The 23,340-nt window shown below is 72.1% G+C and carries 19 protein-coding genes; 15 read left to right on the forward strand and 4 right to left on the reverse strand.

The genetic code is table 11. From position 1 onward, the window contains the following. The first annotated feature begins 1 nt into the window (after window position 1). The 7 genes from ACFYNL_RS15090 (at window position 2) to ACFYNL_RS15120 (ending at window position 8,901) form a co-directional block, all read left to right on the forward strand. The gene (locus ACFYNL_RS15090; RefSeq protein ID WP_388802305.1) at window positions 2-1,720 is read left to right on the forward strand and encodes a serine protease; all 1,719 of its coding nucleotides are present in this window, start codon (window positions 2-4) and stop codon (window positions 1,718-1,720) included. Between the two features lie 136 nt (window positions 1,721-1,856). Continuing rightward, on the forward strand, window positions 1,857-3,992 hold the full coding sequence (locus ACFYNL_RS15095) for a tetratricopeptide repeat protein (RefSeq protein ID WP_388802731.1): 2,136 nt from the start codon (window positions 1,857-1,859) through the stop codon (window positions 3,990-3,992). Window positions 3,993-4,077: 85 nt separating this feature from the next. After that, window positions 4,078-5,517 carry a VWA domain-containing protein gene (locus ACFYNL_RS15100; RefSeq protein WP_388802308.1) on the forward strand — a complete coding sequence of 480 codons (1,440 nt, stop codon included), beginning with the start codon at window positions 4,078-4,080 and terminating at the stop codon, window positions 5,515-5,517. Then, window positions 5,514-6,395 (forward strand): hypothetical protein, encoded by an 882-nt coding sequence (locus ACFYNL_RS15105; RefSeq protein ID WP_388802311.1) that lies wholly within the window; start codon window positions 5,514-5,516, stop codon window positions 6,393-6,395. The genes ACFYNL_RS15100 and ACFYNL_RS15105 overlap by 4 nt, the downstream gene beginning before the upstream one ends. Next, window positions 6,392-7,618: an extracellular solute-binding protein gene (locus tag ACFYNL_RS15110; RefSeq protein ID WP_388802315.1), complete on the forward strand. Its 1,227-nt coding sequence runs from the start codon at window positions 6,392-6,394 to the stop codon at window positions 7,616-7,618. The genes ACFYNL_RS15105 and ACFYNL_RS15110 overlap by 4 nt, the downstream gene beginning before the upstream one ends. Before the next feature lie 33 nt (window positions 7,619-7,651). Then, the gene (locus ACFYNL_RS15115) at window positions 7,652-8,014 is read left to right on the forward strand and encodes a CU044_2847 family protein (protein ID WP_388802318.1); all 363 of its coding nucleotides are present in this window, start codon (window positions 7,652-7,654) and stop codon (window positions 8,012-8,014) included. Window positions 8,015-8,073: 59 nt separating this feature from the next. Beyond that, on the forward strand, window positions 8,074-8,901 hold the full coding sequence (locus tag ACFYNL_RS15120; RefSeq protein ID WP_388802321.1) for an SDR family NAD(P)-dependent oxidoreductase: 828 nt from the start codon (window positions 8,074-8,076) through the stop codon (window positions 8,899-8,901). Between the two features lie 75 nt (window positions 8,902-8,976). On the opposite strand, the gene ACFYNL_RS15125 is transcribed toward ACFYNL_RS15120, so the two are convergent. Further along, window positions 8,977-10,200: an ATP-grasp domain-containing protein gene (locus tag ACFYNL_RS15125; RefSeq protein WP_388802324.1), complete on the reverse strand. Its 1,224-nt coding sequence runs from the start codon at window positions 10,198-10,200 to the stop codon at window positions 8,977-8,979. Between the two features lie 294 nt (window positions 10,201-10,494). On the opposite strand from ACFYNL_RS15125, the gene ACFYNL_RS15130 reads away from it, so the two are divergent. The 6 genes from ACFYNL_RS15130 (at window position 10,495) to ACFYNL_RS15155 (ending at window position 17,883) form a co-directional block, all read left to right on the forward strand. Next, window positions 10,495-11,856, forward strand: coding sequence for an MFS transporter (locus tag ACFYNL_RS15130; protein ID WP_388802734.1), 1,362 nt, complete (start codon window positions 10,495-10,497; stop codon window positions 11,854-11,856). 148 nt (window positions 11,857-12,004) lie between these two features. After that, the gene (locus ACFYNL_RS15135; RefSeq protein ID WP_388802328.1) at window positions 12,005-12,328 is read left to right on the forward strand and encodes a 2Fe-2S iron-sulfur cluster-binding protein; all 324 of its coding nucleotides are present in this window, start codon (window positions 12,005-12,007) and stop codon (window positions 12,326-12,328) included. 81 nt (window positions 12,329-12,409) lie between these two features. Next, on the forward strand, window positions 12,410-13,168 hold the full coding sequence (locus ACFYNL_RS15140) for a 2OG-Fe dioxygenase family protein (RefSeq protein WP_388802331.1): 759 nt from the start codon (window positions 12,410-12,412) through the stop codon (window positions 13,166-13,168). Next, window positions 13,161-14,051: a sugar phosphate isomerase/epimerase family protein gene (locus ACFYNL_RS15145; RefSeq protein WP_388802334.1), complete on the forward strand. Its 891-nt coding sequence runs from the start codon at window positions 13,161-13,163 to the stop codon at window positions 14,049-14,051. The genes ACFYNL_RS15140 and ACFYNL_RS15145 overlap by 8 nt, the downstream gene beginning before the upstream one ends. Continuing rightward, on the forward strand, window positions 14,048-15,394 hold the full coding sequence (locus ACFYNL_RS15150; RefSeq protein WP_388802338.1) for a hypothetical protein: 1,347 nt from the start codon (window positions 14,048-14,050) through the stop codon (window positions 15,392-15,394). The genes ACFYNL_RS15145 and ACFYNL_RS15150 overlap by 4 nt, the downstream gene beginning before the upstream one ends. Beyond that, window positions 15,391-17,883, forward strand: a complete 2,493-nt coding sequence (locus ACFYNL_RS15155; RefSeq protein WP_388802341.1) for an ATP-grasp domain-containing protein — start codon at window positions 15,391-15,393, stop codon at window positions 17,881-17,883. The genes ACFYNL_RS15150 and ACFYNL_RS15155 overlap by 4 nt, the downstream gene beginning before the upstream one ends. Before the next feature lie 83 nt (window positions 17,884-17,966). Here ACFYNL_RS15155 and ychF read toward each other — a convergent pair whose 3' ends face one another. After that, window positions 17,967-19,055: a redox-regulated ATPase YchF gene (gene ychF / locus ACFYNL_RS15160; protein WP_388802344.1), complete on the reverse strand. Its 1,089-nt coding sequence runs from the start codon at window positions 19,053-19,055 to the stop codon at window positions 17,967-17,969. Window positions 19,056-19,261: 206 nt separating this feature from the next. Here ychF and ACFYNL_RS15165 point away from each other — a divergent pair, with 206 nt between their 5' ends. Continuing rightward, on the forward strand, window positions 19,262-19,963 hold the full coding sequence (locus tag ACFYNL_RS15165) for a DUF6542 domain-containing protein (RefSeq protein ID WP_388802347.1): 702 nt from the start codon (window positions 19,262-19,264) through the stop codon (window positions 19,961-19,963). Between the two features lie 78 nt (window positions 19,964-20,041). Here the strand turns inward: ACFYNL_RS15165 and ppgK are convergent, their stop codons facing one another. After that, on the reverse strand, window positions 20,042-20,791 hold the full coding sequence (gene ppgK, locus ACFYNL_RS15170) for a polyphosphate--glucose phosphotransferase (protein WP_388802350.1): 750 nt from the start codon (window positions 20,789-20,791) through the stop codon (window positions 20,042-20,044). Window positions 20,792-20,850: 59 nt separating this feature from the next. Continuing rightward, complete coding sequence (locus tag ACFYNL_RS15175) at window positions 20,851-21,858, reverse strand: 4-hydroxy-3-methylbut-2-enyl diphosphate reductase (protein ID WP_388802353.1); 1,008 nt, start codon at window positions 21,856-21,858, stop codon at window positions 20,851-20,853. A gap of 172 nt (window positions 21,859-22,030) precedes the next feature. On the opposite strand from ACFYNL_RS15175, the gene xseA reads away from it, so the two are divergent. Continuing rightward, window positions 22,031-23,335 (forward strand): exodeoxyribonuclease VII large subunit, encoded by a 1,305-nt coding sequence (gene xseA, locus ACFYNL_RS15180; protein ID WP_388802356.1) that lies wholly within the window; start codon window positions 22,031-22,033, stop codon window positions 23,333-23,335. Window positions 23,336-23,340 lie beyond the last annotated feature (5 nt).

Here is a 23,340-nt window from a genome sequence, read left to right on the forward strand (position 1 = left end):
TATGGCGCTGCATCACCACAGTGACGGTCCGTGGCGGGTGAGGGTGGACGACGAGGACGGCACGCCCTGTGGCGCCGGTGTGCTCCTCGACGACCGCCATGTGCTCACGTGCGCGCATGTCGTCCGGTACGCGGGCGGGGGGCCCGCCGACGAGGGCGGGGACGGTGCGGGCCAGGTGCGGATCAGCAGCGTGGGGTGCCGCCCGGAGTGGACCCGCCCGGCGCGCGTGGCCCCGGGCACATGGGTGCACGAGAACGGCACGCAGCGCGGGGACGTCGCCCTGCTCGAACTCGACGAGCCGGCCGGGTGCGGCATCCGTACGACGCTGTGGAAGGTACCGATCTCCGGCGGCACGGTCCGTGTGTACGGCTTTCCCGAGCGGGACCCGGCCGGCATGGGGGCGGACGCGCGGCTGGCGGGGTCCGGTGGCCGGCAGGGCGAGTGGGGGCTGCTGAAGCGGGTGCGGGCGGGTGATCCGTGGATCAAGCCGGGGTACTCCGGTGCCGGAGTGATGGCGCTGGGCGGCGAGTTCGACGGGCGCGTCATCGGCATCGTCGTCGCCGACTTCGTCGACGGCGAGGAGAAGGCGGCCTGGATGCTGCCGACGGAGACGGTGCTGACGTACCTGCCCCGGATCGGGGAGCTGGGGTTCACCGACGGCGACCCCACCGACGAACTGGGCCGTACCCGTGGCGAGCTGGCCGAGGACGTGCTGGGCCATCCACTGCGGCTCGCCCTGACGCAGGAACTCACCCGGCTGCTCGACAGCGGGCGTCCGGGCACCGTCGTCGTCGGCACCGGCGGCACGACCGCGGTCGGTGACTCCTGGCTCGTCCGCCTCGTGCGCACGGCCGACCCGGCCACCCGGGCCACCGTCTCCGACGCGGAACTCACCGGCGCCCCCGGCGACACGGTCCTGGGGCTGGGTTCCATCGACGCGGCCTACGACGCGCGCGGGAAATCGGTCGCCGACGTGTGCGGCTATCTCGTACGGCGGTTCGGGCTGCCCGGCGGGGAGGCCCGGGCGGTGGCGCGGCAGTTGCTGCGCCGCAAGCCGCCCGCCTGTCTGGTGGTGGGCGGGGTCGACCGGGCCCGGGAGCCGCAGGCCCTGATGGAGGACCTGCTGGGGCCGCTGGCCGGCCGGGCCCGGTCGCGGGGGCTGCGGCTCGTCCTCGGCTTCGAGGGCACCGCGCCGGACGGTCTCCCCCACGACGTGTCCCTCGATCCTGAGCCGATCCGCGGGCCCGCAGTCGGGAACGTGACGGCCGCGCAGGCCCAGGAGGTCGTCGGCCGGCTCGCCGTCGAGGAGGACTGCGCGATGGCACTGGAACAGGAGTGGGGCGTACGGTTCTTCGCCGCGCCCCGGCTGCCGCCGCGCGCCGCGCCCAGGCTGCGGGTCCGGCTGGCCGTCGCCCGGGCGACGGAGCCGGGCCCCGAACTCACCGCGGTGCACGACCAGGCCGTCGCGGCGCGCGCGGCCGTGGCCCGCTTCGACCGCGACCTGCGCCGGATGATCGCGGCCCACAAGGACCTCAGTTCGGTTCTGGAACTGCACCGCGTCCGCGCCGCACGGTACTTCGGCGACGAGGACCGCCGCCTGGCCGAACTCCACGCCCCCGCCGCCCGTGCCCTGCGGACCGTGCCGATCGACCTGGCGTCGGCCCGCCACTCGGTCGACCGCTACCGGGCCGAGGTCGACCGCCGTATCGAGGAGGGCTGACCCGTGCGAACCCACGCCCCCGGCCGAAAGCCCCGCACACCTCCCCGCCACCACCCCACCCCGTCCGCGCCACGCACCGCACCCGCCTGTCCGGCCGCCCAGGCCGCCCGTTCCGAGAAAGGCTGACCCCGTGCGGATGTGCAATCGGCCCGACTGCGGGCGTGGAGAGGTCGACGAGCAGGGGTTCTGTGACGCGTGCGATCGCAAGCCGTTGCCGCAGGACCGTCAGGACCGTCAAGGCAGTGCGCAGGGGGTGGTCCGGGTCCCGGAAACGGTGCGGGGTGCAGGGGTCGGTGTGGCCCACGTGCGGCCGGATCCCTGGTACGGGCTCGGGCTGGTCGATTCCGATCAGGGGCCCGAGGTCCCGGACGCGGCCGTCAGGCCGGCGGACCCGGTGCCCGAGGAGCACCGCGTCTGCGCCAACCCCGCGTGCCGGCAGCCGGTCGGCCGCGGGCACGCCGGTGAACCGGGCCGCACGAAAGGATTCTGCCCGGCCTGCGGCACCGGCTTCGACTTCGGCCGGCCCAGCGGCCGTACCGTCGCCGACCGCTACGACCTCGAACGCGTCGTGGGCTCGGGGGCGTACGGCGCCGCCTACCTCGCCCACGACCGCAACCTCGCCACCCACGTCGTCCTCAAGGCCCTGAACAGGTCGGTGGCCAGGACCGCGCTGCACGAGCGGGACGTCCTGGTCGGTCTGCGGCACGACAGCATCGTCCGCATCCTGGGTTACGAGCCCGAAGGGCCGCACCTCGTTCTGGAGTACGTGCCCGGCGTCCCCCTCACGGCGGGCGACGGCGACCGGCTGGAGACGCTTCTCGCGCACGGCATCCGTATCCTCCAGGCCCTCGACTACCTGCACGAACGGGGCCTGCTGCACTGCGACGTCAAACCCCTGAACATCATCCGCTACCGGGAGCAGAGCCCCGCCGGAGCGCTGGACCGGGTCCGGCTCATCGACTTCGGGGCGGTGCGCAGCATGCGGGACACGGGGCCGATCGTCGCGCACACCCCGGCGTTCGCGCCTCCCGAGCACGATCCGGAACACCGGCGGCCGACTCCCGGCTTCGACCTGTACTCCCTGGGCATGACCCTGCGCGAGGTGTGCCTGTCCCGTTGGACCGATCGTTCGGCGCCGGGCGTCGACTCGCTCCACCTTCTGCTGGACCGCGCCACGGACACCGCGCAGCCGTCCCGGCGGTTCGTCTCGGCGCGGCAGTTCGCGGAGCAGCTCAGCGGTGTCATCCGGCAGGTCGTGGCGGCGCCGCCGACCAGTCGTCAGGTAGCGCGTCCCTCCGCGCTGTTCGGTTCGATGCCGGAGTCCCTGCACGGCGGCCTGGGGGCGGCCCGTCCGCTCGCCCACTGGGTGCAGGCGCGGCCCGCCGAGGACGCGACGCTGGCGATGTGCCCGCCGTTCTCCTCCCCCGAGCCCGGCGACATCGCCGCCGCGCTCCCGGCCCCGCTGTCCGACCCCGACGCTCCCGACCTCGCGGGCGAGACCGGGCGGGCCCTGGCGGAGAGCCGGCTCGCACTGCGCCGAAGGGACCCCGAGCTCGCGGAGCGGGCGCTCGCGGCGGCGGGCCTGGACGACTGGCACTGGCTGCACGCCTGGTACTCCGGGCTGATCGCGCTGGCCCGCGCGGACGCGCCGCGAGCCGCCACGGCGTTCACCTCGGTGCGCAGGGCCGTGCCCGGAGAGCTGATACCGCACCTGGCCCTCGGCCTGTGTGCCGAGCTGCGCGGTGACCTCGGCGCGGCCCGCTCGCACTTCGGCGCGGTCTTCGACACGACCCCCGCGCTGGGCGCGGCCGGTTTCGGACTGGCCCGTGTCCATCTGCTGGCCGGCGAGCGGACCGAGGCGGTGGGCACCGCCGTCCGCCTGGCGCAGGAGTTCCGTTACGAACGGGAGGCCCGAGTGGCGGCCGTGCGTCTCAGCGTCATGGTCCTCGACGGCCCCGGCCGGCCGACCCCGACCGGGGACGACCTGGAGCGGGCCGAGGCGGGCCTGGCCGGGCTCGAAGTGGACCGGGCGGCGCGGGCCGCGCTGCGCGCCGAGATCCGGTACGCGCACTTCCTGCGCCACCACGACCGCGAGCAACTCTCCGACGCCGTACGCGAACTCGGCCCGCACGCGCCGACCGAGCGCGAGTACGTCGCACTGGTGGACCTGGCGAACCGGCTGCGTCCCCCACTTCGGTGGAGATGGGCGCGACGACGTAGCAGAACCGGGCATTCCCGTTTCGGAGGTTCACCCCGAACGCTAAGCTCCTGACACGCCAAGTAGCGGATGCGTCCACGCTCCGTGAGGAACACGCAGCGACGTGATCGGGTGGTGCCGGGTGGGGGACAGGTCGCCCTTGGGGCTCAGCTTCGCCCTGGAAGTGGACGCGCCCTCGGATCTGGCCTACGACGAACAGCGCGCCGACGCCCTCGTCACCGTCACGGCGCGGTCCACCGCGGACGCGGCACCGGGGGCTCCGGGCGCCGAGATCCTCATCATGGACCGGTCGTTGTCGATGTCGGGGCACAAGCTGGACGAGGCGAAGCGCGCGATGTGCGCGGCCATCGACACCCTGCGCGACGGCACGCGGCTCGGGATCGTCGCGGGGCACCACAGGGCCGAGGTGATCTTCCCGGCCACCGGTGGACTGGCCCGCGTCGACGCCGTGACCCGGGAGGACGCCAAACTGCGGGTCGCCGGCCAGTTCGCCGAGGGCGGCACGGCGATCGGCGAGTGGCTGACCTGTGCCCGTCAGCTCTTCGCGGCGGCCGATGCGCCCGGCACCGTGCGCCACGCGGTGCTCTACACCGACGGCAAGGACGAGCACGAGACCCCCGAACAACTCGGCGACGTCCTCACCGCCTGCGCCGACCGGTTCGTGTGCGACGCCCGGGGGCTGGGCGACGACTGGCACTACTCCGAGCTGCTGCGCATCACCGAAGCCCTGCACGGCACCGCCGAAGCGGTCGTCACCATCTCCGACCTCACCGAGGACTTCACCCGGCTCATGCGGCACGCGCAGCGCATCGTCGTGCCGCGGGTCTATCTGGGCCTGCGTCTCAACGACCGCTTCGAGCTCGCCTTCGTACGCCAGACCCGCCCCGTCGAGGCTGAACTGACGATGCGTCAGTCCCACGACGGCGAGACCCATGTGCCGCTGGGCTCCTGGCCCCCGGAGACCCGCCAGTACCTGGTCTCCCTGCGCTTCGACCCCGACGCACTGACCGTCGACGAGGAGCTGCGGGCCGCCCGCGTCACCCTGCACACCGAGCGCGCCGACGGCAGCCGCGGGCCGTGCTCCGAGACGGCGGCCATGGTGGTGAGGCGCCGCTCGACACCGGGTTTCGGCATCCCGCGCTCGGCCAACCTCACCCGCGTCGAGAACGAGCGCGAACTCGGCATGGCGATGCGTGCCTGCGCCGATGCCCATCTGCGCGGCGACCTCGACCGGGCCGACCGCGAACTGCGTCTGGCCACCGGCCTCGCGCAGGACCTGCGAGACACGGTCCGCCTGCGCCTGCTGCGGGCGGTGGCGACCACGGGGCCCGACGGCCGGGTGCGGGTGCGGCGCGACGTCTCGCGAGCGGAGATCCAGAAGATCGGGGTGGACTCGACGAAGACGGTGGCCCCGCTCGTGGACGCGGTACGGCTCCCGCCGGGCGACGCCTGGTCACCACCCCGGGCGTGCCCGCGCTGCGGCACGGTGTCGGTGTCCGCCTCGGCCAAGTTCTGCGAGGAGTGCGGGCATCGGCTCGGGGACGGGGCGCTGGGCGGTGAACCGGTGGACGCGTCGTGAGAGTGCGCGGGCGGGTGTTGCGGACGGGACGGCGCGCGACCCATCCGATCGTGGTGCTGCGGCGGCTCAGGGCGGGAATGCTGGCGATGGTGGCCCTGACCGCGCTGCTGTACGTCGTGGTGGCCGACCGGTCGGGAGACCAGGCCGACGCGGCTGCCCGCACCGACATCGCCATCGATCAACTGCGGGACGCGCAGGAGTACGCCGATGAGGCGAACAGGGCGCTGACCGCCGCCATCCGCACCGAAGCCGAGAACCTGATCGGTCCCGGCGCCGACTTCGCGAACCTCACCGCCCAGGTCAGCACGCTCCTCACCTCCGCGGCCGAGGGCAACGCCGACCGGAGCCAGGGACGTCACTTCCAGTTCGTCCAGGGCCAGTTGAGCACGTGTGTGCAGTTGGCCAACCGGATGGTGAGCGAAGGTCCTTCGTGCATGCGGGCGAAGCGCGCGGTCGTGGCCGAGGAGACGGAGGAGGACGGCGAGGCGGAGGCGCCTTTCACGGGCGGTCTCATCCAGTCGCTCAGCGACCTGGAGACGCTCCAGCGGACCGCGGTCACCGAGCAGCGCGAGGCCCGCTGGCTGAACCCCTTCCTGCTCTGGCCCCTGCTCACCTTCCCGGTGGCCGTCATGCTGGCGCTGGTCTGCGCGGCCTGTCACGTCATCGCCCGGCACTTCCGGCAGTACCCGAGCCCCGCCCTGGGTGTGGCGCTGCTGCTGACCGCGTCCGTCACCGTCACCACATGCCTGCTGTGCGGGCACGGCGGCGCCGACGGAGGGGTCATGGCGATCATGCTGCCCCTGCTCGTCGCCGCCGGCGCGCTCGCGTACCTGGCCTTCCGACCCCGTATCGCCGAGTACAGGTTCCCTCGCTCATGACAGGACTGACGGCACCTCTGGTGCGCTGTGCTCTGGTTCTCGGCCTGCTCCTGACCGCGGTCGGCTGCGGCGCGGCCGAGCGGGAGCGGGTGACGATCATGGTTCCCTGGACCGGGACCGAGTTCGAGGCCTTCCACGCGGTCATCGACGCCTTCGAGGAACGCCATCCCGACATCGACGTCGAACCGCAGGTGACCCGCGACCTGACGCCCCAGCTCGACGCCGCGGTGGCCGCGGGCGCGGCTCCCGACCTGGCCGTGCTGGCGAGTGCGGGGGCGATCACCAAGTTCAGCAACGACAACGCGCTCAGGAAGCTCGATGTCGACACGGACGCGTTCGTGCGGCCGTTCCGTGAGCTGGGCATGCGGGGCGGTGACGTCTACGCGGTGCCGGTGAAGGCCGACGTCAAGAGCCTGGTCTGGTACGACCCGGAGGTGGTGGATCCGCCCCCTCCCCGGACCTGGGCCGCTCTGCGTGCCCGGTCCGACTCCTGGTGCCTCGGCCTGGCGTCCGGCCCGACCTCCGGCTGGCCCGGCGCGGACTGGATCGCCGACATCCTGCTCGCCGAAGAGGGCGTCGCCACCTACCGGGGCTGGGTCGCGGGCACCGAGGACTGGTCGTCGCCGCCGGTCGCACGGGCGTGGTCCACGTGGCGCCACGTCATCGGCGAGAGCGACCTGTCGAAAGCGCCGGTGCTCAGGTTCGGCGCGGCGGCCTCGAAGGGCATGGCCGACCGCACCTGTTCGCTGAGCCACGGCGCGCTGTCCGCCATGGACTTCGCACCGCAGGACGTGAGGGCGTACCGCTACGTGGTGCCCGCCGAGGACCGGCCCCTGGAGGTGTCCGGGGACTTCGTCGGAAAGTTCACCGACAAGGACGGCGCCGACACGCTCGTCGAGTACCTGGCCTCGGCGGAGGCCCAGCAGATCTGGGCGGACGCACCCGGCTTCGCGCTGTCCCCCCACGAGAAGGTGACGCGCTACCGGGACACCACCCAGGGCTCCGTCGCCCAGTTGCTCCGCTCCGATCACGCCCTCTGCTTCAGCGCCGCCGACGCCATGGACCCCGATGTCGCCGCCGCCTTCTACCGGGCCGTCCTGGACTACGTGCGGGGCGCGGACCTGAGCCCGCTCCTGCGTGCGCTCGACCGTGTCCGGGACACCCTCGGAACGAACGACTCCCCTCCGTCCGCCCCGCTCTGCGGAACCCCCAACCGAGCCTGACCCACCGCCCCGCCCACGTCACAGGGAGCCCTCGTGCCCGACGCAGTGCAGTTCACCCTCTCCGACGGAACCGTCGTCCTCGTCGCCCCGCCGGCCCGTGCCGGCACCGGGGCCGTGGGCATCGGCACGCGTCTGGAGAGCGCGGGCAGAACCCTGCGGGATGCCCTCGTACCGATCACCACCGCCGCCTCGGAGGTGATCGGCCAGTTCCGTGAGGTCGCCCAGCGCCCCGACGAGGTGCAGGTCACCTTCGGCGTCGTCCTGGACGGCAAGCTGGGTGCGGTCCTGGCGAGCGCCAACGCCAGCGCCCACCTGGACGTCACCCTCCGCTGGAGCGGTACGCAACCCGCGGCCCCGGCCCCGGTGCCGGACCCGACGGCCCCGGCACCCTCCTGAACGACGGCCGCCTCTACGATCGATCCGTTTGCGATCGCGCGAGAGAAGGCCGAACAGCCATGACGGACAAGCGAGTTGTACTGGTGACCGGCGCCGGCTCCGGCATCGGGGCGGCCACCGCCAGGCTGCTGCGCGAGGAGGGCCACCATGTGGTCGCCTCGGGGCGCCGCGCCGAGCCGTTGCGGCGCCTTGAGCAGGAGACCGGCGCACTGGCGTATCCGTCCGACGTGGGCGACCCCGACGCAGCCGACGGGCTGGTCCGCACCGCCCTCGCCGCCTACGGCCGTATCGACGGGCTGGTGCTCAACGCGGGCATCGGACGCGGCGGCACCGTCGGGGACCTGTCGTTGGCGGACTGGGACGACGTCATCCGCACCAACGTCACCGGCCCGCTGCTGCTCCTGCGCGCGGCCATTCCTCACCTGCTGCGGTCACGGGGGGCGGTCGTGGCCGTCGCCTCCGTCTCCGCCCTGCGCAACGGCCCGGGCAACGCCCCGTACGCCGCGTCCAAGGCGGCGCTGATGCAGTTGTGCCGTTCCGTGGCCGTGGACCACGGGCGCGAGGGCGTGCGCGCCAACGTCGTGTGCCCGAGCTGGGTGCGCACCGAGATGGCCGACCGGCGCATGGCACGGTTCGCCGAGGAAGCGGCCCTGGGCGACGGCAGCGTGGATGCCGGGTACGAGGAGGCGACCAGGCTGCTGCCGATGGGCCGGCCGGGCGAACCGCACGAGGTCGGCGAGGCCATCAGCTGGCTGCTGTCCCCGGCGGCGTCCTATGTCAACGGTGCGGTGCTCACCGTGGACGGCGGGGCGACCGCCCTGGACCCGGGAACGCTCGCGTTCGACTTCCACGTCGCACCGCGTGGCGGACCGGGCCGGACACCGTGACCGGACGCGGAGCCCGCGACCGGAGGCCCGAGGCGGTCTTCAGGGGGTCGTGAGTCGCTCGGGCCGGGTCAGAGGTCACACAGTGACGGTCACGCCGGAGCGGAACCACTCCGCGCAGTCCGCCAGCCGGGCCCTGACCTCGGCGGCGTCCTGGCCGACCGCGACGATGTCACCGGCCCGGTCGAAGGACTTGACCACGGGCCCGACCAGGTCGCCCGGGGCCTTGGTGACGGCGGCGGCCACGACGCCCCGCCGCCCCAGCAGCTGTTCCTCGCCGGGTATCGACACCACCCGGCCCGCCGGGGCGGTGAGGAAGACCCAGCCCAAGGACGCGTCACTCGGGGTTCCGGCCGCCGGCGGCGTGGTGCCGAGTGCCGCGGCGGCCCAGTGCCGGTGGAGGTCGGCCCCGGTGGCGCGGCGCGTCACCTCGTCGACACGTCCGCCGCCGACCCGGCCGCCGCACTCACCGAAGACCAGGGACCCGTCCGGCTGTTCGAAGACCTCCAGATGGAACACGCCGTCCGCGTGCCCCAGTGCGGCCAGTGCGCGGTCGGTCAGAGCGCCCGCGCGGGAGTAGAGCCCGGGCTCCTCCTCGGGGGTGACCCGGACGGACCCCACCAGGGCCCCGGAATGTACGTCGATCACATTGCGGAGGTACCGCGAGGCGCTCAGCACCAGGGTGCGGCCGTCCCGGACGACACCGTCCAGGTGCAGTTCGGCGCCGGGGACGAACTCCTCGACCAGCCAGGGGCCCTGGCCCGCCGAGGCGGCCCACCGATCGGCCTCCGCCTGCGAGGCGAGCCGGACGGTGTTGCGCGCCCCGGCCCCGGCCTGCGGCTTGACCACCACCGGAAACCCTCCCGCGTGCCGTGCCGCCGAGGCGACGTCCCGGGGGGTCGCCGCGATCCCGCAGCGGGCGGTCTCGATCCCGGCCGCACTGATCCGCCGCTTCTGCACGTACTTGTCGCGCAGCGCGACGGCCGTATCGAGCGGCATCGCCCGGACGCCGCCGAGCACGCCGAGGGCCGCGGCGGTAGTCAAGGAGTACTCCTGACCGCTCGTCACCAGGTCGAAGTCGCCGGGGCACAGCCCGGCCCGCGCCAGCGCGAACAGGACGTCCTCGACGCTTCCGGCCTCACCCGCGACGAGGATCTCCGCGCCGGCCGCGCCCCGGGCCCGTTCCGCGTCGGTCGCGCTCACGACACACGTGACCGAGCAGTCCTCCGCCCGGAGAGCATCGATCGCCAGCGGCTTCCAGCCGACCAGAAGGGCGTGGGGCGGGGGCGCGGTGCGAGGCAAGGGAATCTCCGGGGCAGCGGTGTTCTGGACGGGCCGAATTCTGTGGTCTGAAACCCCGGCGGTCAATGACGGCAAGTCTCGCCGGACAGCCGTTCCAAGCGCCTATAGAAGCGGTTGAAGCGATGTGCGACCAATCTCTCGCGCCGGGTGATACGAGGGCTTAACGGACAGGTTCATGATGTTGTTTCAGGTCACTCTTGTCAGTGACCTGAGCGTCCGTTACGGTGAAGGTGATCATAGTGAAAGAGGCGCGGTTCGGGGGAATTCGTGCAGGTGAAACGTCTTGCACGGGTCGTGACTTCAGTCACACCCGCGAAGCGCGGCAGCCGCATTCTGGTAGGCGGAGCCCTGGTCGACTCGTTCGGCAACGGGCTCTTCATGGCCGCTTCGACGCTGTATTTCGTCGGTGTCGTGGAATTTCCGGCGACCCATGTCGCAGCCGTACTCTCGCTGGCCGCCGTATTCGGTCTCGCCAGCCCACTTCCGGTGGGTCATGCCGCTGATCGCTATGGCGCGTTACGCGTTTATCTCGTCCTTATCTGTATTCGCTCGGCGGGTTACGGGGCATACGCTTTCGTTCAGGAATTCTCCGGTTATGCCGTGCTCACGTGCCTGCTGTGCGCCGCCGACCGGGCCTCCTCCCCGCTGCTCCAGGTGATCGTCGCGAAGGTGGCCGGGGACGAGGAGCGGACCCGCGCCCTGGCGTCCATCCGCGCGGTGCGCAACGCCGGTCTCACCGCCGGCCTGCTCGCCGCGGGTGCGGCCCTCGGCCTCGACGTGCCGTTCGCCTTCCAGGCCGTGTTCCTGGTGAACGCGGCGTCGTTCCTGGTGATCGCCGGGATGACCCGGTGGGCGGTGCTGGTCGCCGACGTACCCGCGGGTCCCGCCCCCGCCGCCGACCGGGCCACGGTCCAGGCGCCGTACCGCAACGTACGGTTCATGGTCTTCACCGCGGCCAACGGCGTCCTCTCGCTGTACGACTCGCTGCTCCTGGTCCTGCTGCCGATCTGGCTCGTGCAGCGCACCGGCCTGCCGCACGCCTGGCTGTCCGTCCTGCTCGCCGTCAACACGGTTCTCACGATCCTGTTGCAGGCGTACCTGCACCGCTTCGCCACCACGGTCCGCGGCTCCCTGCGGCTGCTGAAGGTGACGGCGGTGGCGCTGTGTCTGAGCTGCGGGCTGTTCGCCCTGGCCGAGGAGGTGCCTCAGTGGGTGGCGTTCGGGCTGGCCGCAGCCGCGGTCGTCGCCCTCACCGTGGGGGAGAACCTCCACTCGGTGGCGAGTTGGGAACTGTCCTACGCCCTGGCACCGGAGGCCGCCCGGGCACGCTATCTGGCGACCTTCAGCATGGGGATGACGGGCCAGCGCATCGTCGGCCCGGCGCTGCTGGTCGGTGTGCTGCTGCCCCTGCACCTGTGGGCATGGGGAGTTGCTGCCGCCCTGTTCGTCGCCGCGACGGCCGTCGCCCTGTGGTCGGGGCGCCCGGCCGGCCCGGCAGGCACGTCCGACACGGCGACAGGCACACCTGACAGGGCGAGCGCGGTCGGCACGACGGACACGGACGACCCGTCAGGCACCGCCGGTGCCGCGAGAACGACCGGCCCCGGTGCCGCGAGAACGACCGGCCCCGCTGCCGCGACGCCACACCAGGAGTGACCGGGGCCGCCCGTCCGCCCGTACCGCCGCCTCGTACCCCACCCCGTAAACCACCCTCGCACGCCGTCCCGCTTCCCTCCGGCCCGGAAGCGTCCAGCTCTCCGAAAAGCAACCGACCCTTCGAACAGAGAGCACGGCCCCTCACACCATGCCTCAGATCACCTTCCTCCACCCCGACGGCCTTCGCTCCGTCGTGGACGCACCCGCCGGCACGACCGTCATGGACGTGGCGGTGGACGACGCGATCGACGGGATCGTCGGTCAGTGCGGCGGCCGTCTGGTCTGCGCGACCTGCCACGTCTTCGTCGAGGAGGTCGACGGAGCGGCCCTGCCGGAACTCGGCGACGACGAGGACGACCTGCTCGACTACACCGCCGAGGAGCGCCGCCCGAACAGCCGCCTGGGCTGTCGGCTGACCATCGGCGAAGACCTCGCGGGCCTCGTCGTACGCGTCCCGGAGAGCCAGACCTGAACCCGCGCGCGGTTCGTACCGGCGACCGCCATGACGACAGCGAACGCCGCGATCACCGCCCGTCCGCGAGAGCAAGGAACCATGACCACGACACCTCTGAGAGCACCCACCGCGCCCACCGCGGCCGCCGCTTTCCCGGAAGCCCCGTTCGTGCACCTCCCACCGGCCTTCATCGAGGAAGCCCTCGACGCCGTGCCGCGCGAGGCCGCGCAGCGCTTCACGGACTCCTGGAACGACCTGCCGGCCGACCCGTACCTCGGCACCGACACGCCCTACCGATACCGGCGCTACGACGCGTTCCGCTTCGTCGGCACCGATCTGGAACGCCTGCCCCAACGCCCCTTCGTCCAGGACCGCGCGGTGAACAGGCTCGTCGGCGGAGTGCCCCGGACGTTCGGCACCCTGCACCCGGCGGTGGCCGAGGGCCCTGCCCTGCGAGCCGTCGTACAGGCCTTCAGGGGTCTTCTTCCGGCCGCCGAGCGGGACGCCTCCGACACCTGCGGCATCCACCAGATACGCGTGGTCGCCCGCAGTGACGCGGCCGGCGATCCCGCTCCGGAGGGCATCCACCAGGACGGCCACCACTACGTCGGACAGGTACTCATCCGCCGCCAGGACGTGCTGGGTGCCGAGTCCCGCCTGTACGACCTCGACCGCCGGCAGATCCACCAGGCCCGGCTCACCGAACCCTTCGAGTCGATCCTGCTGGACGACCGCAGGGTCTTCCACGACGTGTCACCGGTCACCGCCTCTCCCGGGGCGGGCACCGGTGTCCGCGACATGCTCCTCGTCGACTTCTTCCCCGGCACCGAACTGACGAAAGGGACCTCCCGTGACTGACACCACCCCAGTGACCGCTCCCACCCGCCCGCGCATCGGTTTCTCCACCAACATCTGGGACAACCCCGCCGAGATCGTCGAGCACCTCGAATTCCTCGCCGGGCATTTCACCGACATCGAGTTCGAGATCGCAGAGGAGGCGCAGGAGGTCCTCTTCGGAGCCACCGGACCCGAGTACGAGCGGATCGTCGACGGGATGCGCCGCGTCATCGACAAGCACGGGCTGGACGTCTCGGTGCACGCCGCGTGGTACGGCCCGCACACCGACCTGGTCTCCCCCGACGAGGACGAGCGCGCGGAATCCATCAACTACCTGCGCCGGGCCGTCCACTTCGCGGCCGACCTGGACGTGCAGCGCGTGACGTACCACCCGGGCTACATGTCCCGCCGCCCCAACGACGTGCTCCTCGACGTCCTGCGCTCCTCGCTGGACCGCGTCCAGCCGCTGCTGTCCCGCACCGGCGTGCAGCTCTGCATCGAGAACATGGGCGCCAACCGGCCCCGCTACGTGGTGTTCTCCCCGGAGGAGCACGTCGAGCTGTGCCGCAGCACGGGCACCTGGATGACGCTGGACGTGCCCCACCTCGCCACCGTCCACCTGCCGCGCGGCGACTACGACGAGGCGCTGGCCACGGTCGCTCCGTACGTCCGCACGGCCCACATCGCGGACATCAAGGGCGCCGACCACACCCACATCCCCATCGGCGAGGGCGACTTCGACCTGTGGGGGTCGCTGGAGAAGCTCGGCACCTACGGCTTCGACGGCGCCGCCGTCGTCGAGGAGTTCGCCAAGGGCTACCAGCCGGAGCAGTATCTGGAAGCCGCGCTCGACTTCCGCCGCCGCTGGGACGCCGAAGGCGCCCGCCTGCGGGGCGAGGGATGACCACATCGCCGACCGTCGCCGATCCGGTCCTGCACCCGCGGCCGACCCGTCCCCACGAGCACGTCACCGAACTGCTGGGCGGCATACGGGCGGACGAGGACCGGATCGCGGCCACGGTCAACCTGGCCGCCTTCGAGAACGTGCTCTCCCGCACGGCCACGGCGGCCCTGCACGGTCAGCTGGCCAACCGCTACCTCATCGGGTACGAGCGGGAGCGCCGCGGACTGGACCCACTGCTGCGCTCCGGGCTGCTCACCGCCGCGTATCCCGGCGTCGACCGGCTGGAGCGGGAAGCGGTCAGGACCGCCCGGGCACTGCTGGGCGCCGCCTGGGTGGACTTCCGGCCGCTGTCGGGACTGCACGCCACGATGTCGGTGTTCGCGCTCCTGACCGCCCCGGGCGCTCTGGTGTACTCCATCGCGCCCGAGAACGGCGGCCACTTCGCCACCCGGCCCCTGCTGGAGTCGATGGGCCGCCGCTCCGCGTACCTGCCCTGGTCCGTCGAGGCGGGAACCGTCGACATGGCCGGCTTCACCGCCCTGTGGCGGCGGGAGCCGGGCGCGATGGTCTTCCTCGACCACGGCGTGCCGCTCGTGCCGCTGCCGGTCCGCGCCCTGCGCGCGGCCGTCGGCGGCGGCGCGCTGCTGGTCTACGACGCCTCGCACACGCTGGGCCTGGTCGCGGGAGGAGCGTTCCAGGACCCGCTCGGCGAGGGCTGCGACATCGTCCAGGGCAACACGCACAAGAGTTTCCCCGGCGCGCACAAGGGCCTTGTCGCCTTTGCCGACGCCGACACCGGCCGGGACTTCTCCGACCGCATGGGCCAGGCGCTGATCTCCTCCCAGCAGACCGGCCCGACCCTGGCCAACTACGTCACCACGTTGGAGATGGGCGTCCACGCCGCCGCCTACGCCCGGCAGATGCTGTCGAACCGGGAGGCGCTCGCCACGGCGCTGCGGGAGGAGGGCTTCACCCTGTTCCGCCCGCCGGCTGCCGCCGGGGAGAGCCAGAGCCACGTCCTGCTGCTCGAAGCCCCGGAGGGGCCCCACCGCCTGGGCGGCTACGCACTCGCCGGCCGGCTCGTACAGGCCGGACTGGCCCTGAACGCACGTCCCGTCGAAGGACGGGTGATGCTCCGGCTGGGTGTCCAGGAGGTCACCCGCCGCGGCATGCGGGAAGCGGAGATGGCCCACGTGGCCGAGCTCATGGCGCGGGCGGCGCACACCGGCCCGGAGGAGGGGACGGCCGGCGGGGTTGCCGCGCGGGTGGCCGCGCTCGCCGGATCGTTCTGCTCCGTGGCCTACGGTTTCGACGACACGGACATGAGGGGGATGACGCGATGACCACGCCCGACACGGTGTTCTTCCTCGGCAACGCCCGCTACGGCGAGTTCGAGCCGCTGCGCGCGTCGGGCCTGCGGGTCGGTCTGATCCGCGATGTCCGCTCCCGGGGCTGGTGCGCCGACGACGAGGCCTTCGACACGGTCCTGCCGTGGGACCCGGAAGAGGGCGCCGAGGGCCTGACGGCCCTCGCCGGACGGCTCCGTGCGCAGGCCGCGGCCTGCGTGCTCAACCTCCGGGAGGCGTACGTCGAGCCCTACGCGAGGCTCCTCGCCGTACTCGGCCTGCCCGCGCTGCCGGTGGACGAGGTCGCCGCGCTGCGCTCGAAGGAGCTGATGCGGCGGCTGTTCACCGAGCGGATCGGCGAGCACAGCACCGGCCGCTTCGGCCGGGCCGGATCGGTGGCCGACGTCGTGGACTTCGGCGAGCGGCACGGCTGGCCCGTGGTGGTGAAACCGGCGGCGCTCTACTCAAGCCTGTTCGTGCTCACCGTGTCCGGACCCGAGGCCGCGGCCGAGGTCTTCGAACAGGTCAGGCAGGGCGTCGCCGAGCACGTCCGGGCCAAGGGGATGCCGGATCGGTTCACCGCCCTGCAGGTCGAGGAGTTCCTGTCGGGCAGCAACCACTCGGTGGACCTGGTCGTCGACCGCGACGGCACACCGTGGCCGAGTCCCGTCGTCGACGTCCTGACCGGCGCCGACCTCGGCGGTGATGACTTCCACCACTTCGCCCGGTTCGCTCCGAGCCTCGCCGACGCCGACAGCCAGCAGCGGATGACGGACCTCGCGGTCGACGCCGTCCGGGCCATGGGCCTGCGGCTGTGCGCCGCGCACGTCGAGTTCATCCTCACCTCGCGGGGGCCCCGGCTGCTGGAGGTGGGCATCCGACCGGGCGGCCACCGGGCCCGGGTCCTGCACCAGGCCCACGGCATCTCCTTCATGGACGCCTACGCCGCGGTGCTGCGCGGCGAGAAGCCGGATCTGACGCCCCGGTACGACCGGCCCTTCGGCATCGTCACGCCGTTCGCCCGCGACACCGGCGTCTTCACCGGTCTGCGCGGCTTCGACCGCGTGACCTCGCTGCCGTCGTACGCCGGGCACAGCCTCTACCACGCGCCGGGCGCGAGCGCCGGGACCGCGGCACAGGGGCACTGGCAGATCCTGTCGGCCGAACTGTCGGCCGACCGACCCACCGACCTCGTGCGTGACATGACGGCGGTGTGGCACATGTCCGATCTGGTGCAGACCCGCTCGTCCGAGGCGCGGACGGCGCCGTCGGCGGGCCGACCGCACCTGCTGATGGTCGGCGGCAAGGACTCCGGGTTCCGTTCGATCGCCGACCTCGATGTGCGGATCACCCTCATCCAGGAACGCGCCAACCTCAGCGAGCTCCAGGAGCGGCGCGCCGACGGCCTGTTCGTCGTCGAGCAGTTGGACCCGGCGTGGGCACGGACCATGGCCGGTTCCCTGCACCGCGGGGAGGCCCCCTTCGACGCCGTGCTGTCCTTCGCCGAGCAGCACCTGCTGACCGCATCGCTGATCGGCGAGGACCTGGGCATCGCGCACAACCCCGTCCGAGCCGTACAACACAGCCGGGACAAGGGCCTGATGCGCGACCTGCTGGCCGCCCACGGGCTGCCGACGGTACGCCACCGGGTGTGCGCGGACGCCGATGAGGCAGCAGCCTTCCAGCGCGAGGTCGGCACCCCCGTGGTACTGAAGCCGGCGGACGGCTCCGGAAGCCGCGGTGTGACCCTCGCCCGCACCGCGGAGGAGGCGGCCGAAGCCTGGCACCGGGCCGGGAGCACGGGGGCCGCGGTGATCGCGGAGGAGTACGTCACCGGGCGGGAACTGAGCGTCGAGACACTCACCCTGGACGGCACCCACCAAGTCGTAGCGGTCACCGAGAAGCTGACCTCGGGCGCCCCCTCGTTCGTGGAGACCGGACACCAGATGCCGGCCGCCCTGGAAGAGGCCGTGGCGCGGTCGGTCGCGGACACCGCCGACGCGCTGCTCACCGCTCTGGGGCACCGCTGGGGACCGGCCCACACCGAGGTGATGCTCCGCGAGGACGGCTCGCTCGCCGTCATCGAGACCCAGACGCGCTTCGGCGGGGACCAGATCTGGGAGATGGTCGAGCTGGTCACCGGCGTACGGCTGGCCGCCGCCACCGCCGCCGGCCTCCTGGGCACCGAGGCCCCCGCCCGCCCGACCCCGGCCGGGGGCGGCGCCGCCATCCGCTTCTTCGCCCACGAGAACGTCGTACTGAAGGGCGTCGAAGGCGTCGAGGAGGCCCGGAAACTGCCCGGCGTGGTCGAGGTGAAGGCCACCGTGCAGCCCGGCCTGCGACTCGGCCCGCTCACCGGCTCCGGCAGCCGCCAGGGCTACGTCCTTGCGGTCGGCGCCACCCGTCAGGAGGCGGTCACCCGCGCGGAAACGGCCCACGCGACCGTCCGCTTCGACGGGCATCGCTCCACCGTTCACGACACCTGACGCCGACGCCGAAGGGGTCGACTCCGGGAGGAGTCGACCCCTTCTGGCCTGCACGGATCGTCTAGCGTGCAGTAATGGTCCGATTACACGTTGAAGCGGAACTCGACCACGTCCCCGTCCTGCATGACGTAGTCCTTCCCCTCCATCCGCGCCTTCCCCTTCGCCCGGGCCTCCGCCACCGAACCCGTCTCCACCAGGTCGGCGAAGGAGATCACCTCGGCCTTGATGAAGCCCTTCTGGAAGTCGGTGTGGATGACGCCGGCGGCCTCGGGGGCCGTGGCGCCCTTCTTGATGGTCCAGGCGCGGGACTCCTTGGGGCCGGCCGTGAGGTACGTCTGCAGGCCGAGCGTGCGGAAGCCGACGTGCGCGAGCGTGGCGAGGCCGGGCTCCTCCTGGCCGACGGACTGGAGGAGCTCCATGGCGTCCTCCTCGTCGAGCTCGGCGAGGTCCGCCTCCAGCTTGGCGTTGAGGAAGATCGCCTCGGCGGGGGCGACCAGGGCGCGCTGCTCGTTCTTGAAGTCCTCGTCGACCAGCTCGTCCTCGTCGACGTTGAAGACGTAGAGGAAGGGCTTGGTGGTCAGCAGGTGCAGGTCGTGCAGGAGCTCGTTGCGCTCGGTGCCCTGGACGATGCCGTGCGCGAAGAGCGTGTCGCCCTTCTCCAGGATCTCCTTGGCCTCCTCGACGGCCTTGACCTTCGGCGCGATGTCCTTCTTGATCCGCGACTCCTTCTGGAGCCGGGGCAGGACCTTCTCGATCGTCTGGAGGTCGGCGAGGATCAGCTCGGTGTTGATCGTCTCGATGTCGTCCTTGGGCGAGACCTTGCCGTCGACGTGGACGACGTTCTCGTCCTTGAAGGCGCGGATGACCTGGCAGATCGCGTCGGACTCGCGGATGTTCGCGAGGAACTTGTTGCCCAGGCCCTCGCCCTCGGAAGCGCCGCGCACGATGCCGGCGATGTCGACGAAGTCCACGGTCGCGGGGAGGACGCGCTGCGAGGAGAAGATCTCGGCCAACTTGGTCAGGCGCGGGTCGGGGACGCCCACGACGCCCACGTTCGGCTCGATCGTGGCGAACGGGTAGTTGGCCGCCAGCACGTCGTTCTTGGTCAGGGCGTTGAACAGGGTCGACTTGCCGACATTGGGCAGACCGACGATTCCGATCGTGAGCGACACGTTGCGACTTCCCGTACGTGAGAGGACTTCAGGGGCTGGGCTGGGGCCCGGTCCTTCTTCGATCATCGATGCAGATGCACGGGCCGATCCACCAGTCTACGGCGTGCCGGAACCGGCCCCGGTGCGCTGTCGAACACGTGGCCAAGGTGCGCCCCTGGGCGTGTCCGAGGCGCGATCGGGCACATAAGCACACCTAAGTTGGTCCAGTGGAGCATCACAGGGCGCGATCTGCTGGGTACGAGTCGCGACGCGGTACACAACCGCCGTTGCCACCGCAGGCTGCGCGGGGCAGGGCCGGGTCGGGAAGGGGTGACGGGGGGTTGTCGCGGGAGCGGAGCGGTTCGGGTCCGTCGGCCGGGAGGGCTCAGCGGCCCCGTTCCGCCTGGCCGTCCCGGGCCCCGCGGCCGTCCCGTCCCTCACCGTCCGGCCGGCCCGTCCCGCAGCGCCGCCCGAGCGGAGCCGCGGCGGCAGCGGCGGTTCGGCATCCGCCCCCCGCGCCGCGGGGCGTACGCCGGTTTCCCGACCCGCGGCTGACCGGCCTGGGCGGCGGACTGTTCAGCGGTGCGGTGATGCTGCTGCTCGGCTACCTCGACGTGCTGCTGTTCGGCTCGTCGCTCACGCTGTACGGCGTGCTGTTCCTGCCGGTGTGCGTGCTGACCGCGGTCTGGGTGCGCAGGGGCGATCTGATGACCGCGCCGGTGGTCGTGCCGCTCGCCTTCGCCGCGGGGCTGATTCCGGTGGCCGATGAGGGCGGGGGCGTCGGCGATCACCTGATGGGACTGGTGACCGCCCTCGCCACGCAGGCCGGGTGGCTGTACGGGGGGACCCTGATCGCCGGTCTCATCGTGACCGTGCGCAAGGTCCGCCTGCTCGCCCGCCGGGCAGCGGCCCGACGCCGGTCGGCGTGAACCGCCGCCGCATGCGTGTGACCGGTGGCCGGACCTGGGGTGCGTCGTCGGGACGCCGGCATGATCCGAACGACAGACCTAGGCCGCCTTCTCCCCCGCCCGCATCGCCGCACCCACGATCCCCGCGTTGTTCTGCAGCTGGGCCGGGACGATCTGTGCCTTGATGCCCTCGATGTGGTGCAGGAACTTGTGGGACTTGCGGCTCACCCCGCCGCCGATGATGAACAGCTCCGGGGAGAACAGCATCTCGACGTGGGCGAGGTACTTCTGGACGCGGCGCGCCCAGTGCTCCCAGGTGAGGTCCTCGTCGTCCTTGGCCTTGCTGGAGGCGCGCTTCTCGGCGTCGTGGCCGTGCAGTTCGAGGTGGCCCAGCTCGGTGTTGGGGACGAGGGCGCCGTCGACGAACAGTGCGCTGCCGATGCCGGTGCCGAAGGTGAGCAGGATCACGGTGCCCCGGCGATCGCGGCCCGCGCCGAAGTGCATCTCGGCGACCCCGGCCGCGTCCGCGTCGTTGACCACGGTCACCGGGAGGCCGCCGAGGCGGTCGCTGAACAGCGCGCGCGCATCGGTGTCGATCCAGCTCTTGTCGACGTTGGCAGCCGTACGGATCGTGGATCCGTCGGTGACCACGCCGGGGAAGGTGAGCCCGACCGGGCCCGTCCAGCCGTAGTGCTCGACGACCTGCCGCACCCCGTCGGCCACACCGTCGGGCGTGGCCGGCTGCGGAGTGAGCACCTTGAAGCGCTCCTGGGCGAGGTCGCCTCTGTCCAGGTCCACCGGGGCACCCTTGATCCCGGATCCGCCGATGTCCACGCCGAAGATCTGCATGGCCCTACGTTACGACGCGGGACTGACGGTCACGACGGCGAGGGACCTGCCGTACCGCTTCACTCGCCGGAGCCGGTGCGCTCGGCGATCAGTGCCGCCGCCTCCTCGCGCAGGTCGCGGCGCAGTTCCTTGGGCAGGGAGAAGGTGATGGACTCCTCGGCCGCCTTGACGAGCTCGACGTCGCCGTAGCCGTGCTGGGCGAGCCACTCCAGGACTTCCTCGACGAGGATCTCGGGGACGGAGGCGCCGGAGGTGACGCCGACCGTGGTCACGCCCTCCAGCCAGGCCTCGTCGATCTCGCTGGCGAAGTCCACGAGGTAGGCCTCGCGGGAGCCGGCCAGCTTGGCGACCTCGACGAGCCGCTTGGAGTTGGAGGAGTTGCGGGAGCCGACCACGATGACCAGCTCGGCCTCGGCGCCCATCTGCTTCACCGCGAGCTGGCGGTTCTGCGTGGCGTAGCAGATGTCGTCGCTGGGCGGGGAGATGAGCTGCGGGAACTTCTCCTTGAGCGCGTCCACGGTCTCCATCGTCTCGTCCACGCTGAGCGTGGTCTGGGAGAGCCAGACGACCTTCGACTCGTCGCGGACCTCGACCTTGGCGACGTCGCCCGGGCCGTCGACGAGCTGGATGTGGTCGGGGGCCTCGCCGGAGGTGCCGATGACCTCCTCGTGGCCCTCGTGGCCGATCAGGAGGATGTCGTAGTCCTCGTTGGCGAAGCGGACGGCTTCCTTGTGGACCTTGGTGACCAGGGGGCAGGTGGCGTCGATGGTGGCGAGCTTGCCGCGCTCGGCCTCCTCGTGGACGACGGGGGCCACGCCGTGCGCGGAGAACATGACGATGTTGCCCGGCGGCACCTCCTCCGTGCGCTCGACGAAGATGGCGCCCTTCTTCTCCAGGGTCTGCACAACGTACTTGTTGTGGACGATCTCGTGCCGGACGTACACCGGAGCGCCGTACTGCTCCAGGGCTTTCTCGACGGCGATCACGGCGCGGTCCACACCCGCGCAGTAGCCACGGGGGGCGGCGAGCAGGACACGGCGGCCAGGCGAAGCAGTCATGCGTCCCATCGTAAGGGTGCGTTCGGCCCCCTGAAGATCGCCCTGGTGACGGGTTGGTGGGAAGAGTGACGGCGGGCTGTGAGGGGCGGGAAACGGCGCGAGGGGCGCTGGGTCCGCGCCCCACCGGCCGGAAGCCGCTCGGCTGGGCGGCGTTGTCGGTCCTGGCCGTTACGCTCGCCGCATGGCTGTGAACACGACCCCTGAGTCCCCCCTGCCCGTCGGTGAGGTGTCGCGGCTCATCGGGGGGTGGATCGACCGGCTCGGGGCCGTGTGGGTCGAGGGGCAGATCACCCAGCTGTCGCGGCGTCCCGGTGCCGGTGTCGTGTTCCTGACCCTGCGCGACCCGTCGTACGACATCTCGGTGAGCGTGACGGCCTACCGCCAGGCGTTCGACGCGGTCGCCGACGTGGTGAGCGAGGGTGCCCGGGTCGTCGTCCTCGCCAAGCCCGAGTGGTACGCCCCGCGGGGGCAGCTCTCCCTGCGCGCCGCCGAGATAAGGCCGGTCGGTGTCGGTGAGCTGCTCGCCCGGCTGGAGATGCTGAAGAAGACGCTGGCCGCGGAGGGGCTCTTCGCGGCGGAGCGCAAGAAGCGGCTGCCCTTTCTTCCGCAGCTCATCGGGCTCGTGTGCGGGCGGGCCTCCGCCGCCGAGCGTGACGTCCTGGAGAACGCCCGGCACCGCTGGCCGGCCGTCCGCTTCGAGGTGCGCAACGTCCCCGTGCAGGGTGTGCACGCGGTACCGCAGGTCGTGCAGGCGGTGAAGGAACTCGACGAGATCGACGACGTGGACGTGATCATCGTGGCCCGTGGCGGCGGCAGCGTCGAGGATCTGCTGCCCTTCTCCGACGAGCAGCTGGTCCGGGCGGTCGCCTCCTGTCGTACGCCGGTCGTCTCCGCGATCGGCCACGAGCCCGACAACCCGCTCCTCGATCATGTCGCCGACCTGCGCGCCTCCACACCGACCGACGCCGCCAAGAAGGTCGTACCGGACGTCGGCGAGGAGTACGAGCGGGTGCGGATGCTGCGGGACCGGGCCCGGCGATGCGTGGAGGCGTTCGTCGAGCGGGAGGAGCGGGGGCTGGCGCATGCCCTCGCGCGGCCCTCGATAGAGGATCCGCACCGGATGATCGACGAGCGGGCCGATCATGTGGCCTCGCTCCTCGACCGGAGCCGCCGCTGCCTCGGCCACCATCTCGACCGTGCCGAGTCGGAGCTGACGCACACGCACGCGCGCGTGGTGGCGCTGTCCCCCGCGGCGACCCTGAAGCGCGGGTACGCGGTGCTGCAGAAGGCCGACGGGCATGTGGTCCGGGACCCGGGCGAGGTGTCGGCGGACGAGGCGCTGCGGGCGCGGGTCGCCGAGGGTGAGTTCTCCGTACGCGTCGATGCACGGAGCGACGGACGGGGCGGTGCGGGAAGTGACGGACGAAGCGACGGGCGGGGCGGTGCGGGAAGTGATGGACGAAGCGGTGCGGGAAGCGATGCATAGGGTGG

The organism is Streptomyces sp. NPDC007808, assembly GCF_042868655.1.
GTDB lineage: Bacteria > Actinomycetota > Actinomycetes > Streptomycetales > Streptomycetaceae > Streptomyces.

Coding starts and splice junctions, on each gene's coding strand:
- ACFYNL_RS15090 (WP_388802305.1), top strand. CDS start 2: ATGGCGCTGCATCACCACAGTGACGGTCCGTGGCGGGTGAGGGTGGAC.
- ACFYNL_RS15095 (WP_388802731.1), top strand. CDS start 1,857: ATGTGCAATCGGCCCGACTGCGGGCGTGGAGAGGTCGACGAGCAGGGG.
- ACFYNL_RS15110 (WP_388802315.1), top strand. CDS start 6,392: ATGACAGGACTGACGGCACCTCTGGTGCGCTGTGCTCTGGTTCTCGGC.
- ACFYNL_RS15120 (WP_388802321.1), top strand. CDS start 8,074: ATGACGGACAAGCGAGTTGTACTGGTGACCGGCGCCGGCTCCGGCATC.
- ACFYNL_RS15135 (WP_388802328.1), top strand. CDS start 12,005: ATGCCTCAGATCACCTTCCTCCACCCCGACGGCCTTCGCTCCGTCGTG.
- ACFYNL_RS15140 (WP_388802331.1), top strand. CDS start 12,410: ATGACCACGACACCTCTGAGAGCACCCACCGCGCCCACCGCGGCCGCC.
- ACFYNL_RS15150 (WP_388802338.1), top strand. CDS start 14,048: ATGACCACATCGCCGACCGTCGCCGATCCGGTCCTGCACCCGCGGCCG.
- ACFYNL_RS15155 (WP_388802341.1), top strand. CDS start 15,391: ATGACCACGCCCGACACGGTGTTCTTCCTCGGCAACGCCCGCTACGGC.
- ppgK (WP_388802350.1), bottom strand. CDS start 20,791: ATGCAGATCTTCGGCGTGGACATCGGCGGATCCGGGATCAAGGGTGCC.
- ACFYNL_RS15175 (WP_388802353.1), bottom strand. CDS start 21,858: ATGGGACGCATGACTGCTTCGCCTGGCCGCCGTGTCCTGCTCGCCGCC.
- xseA (WP_388802356.1), top strand. CDS start 22,031: ATGGCTGTGAACACGACCCCTGAGTCCCCCCTGCCCGTCGGTGAGGTG.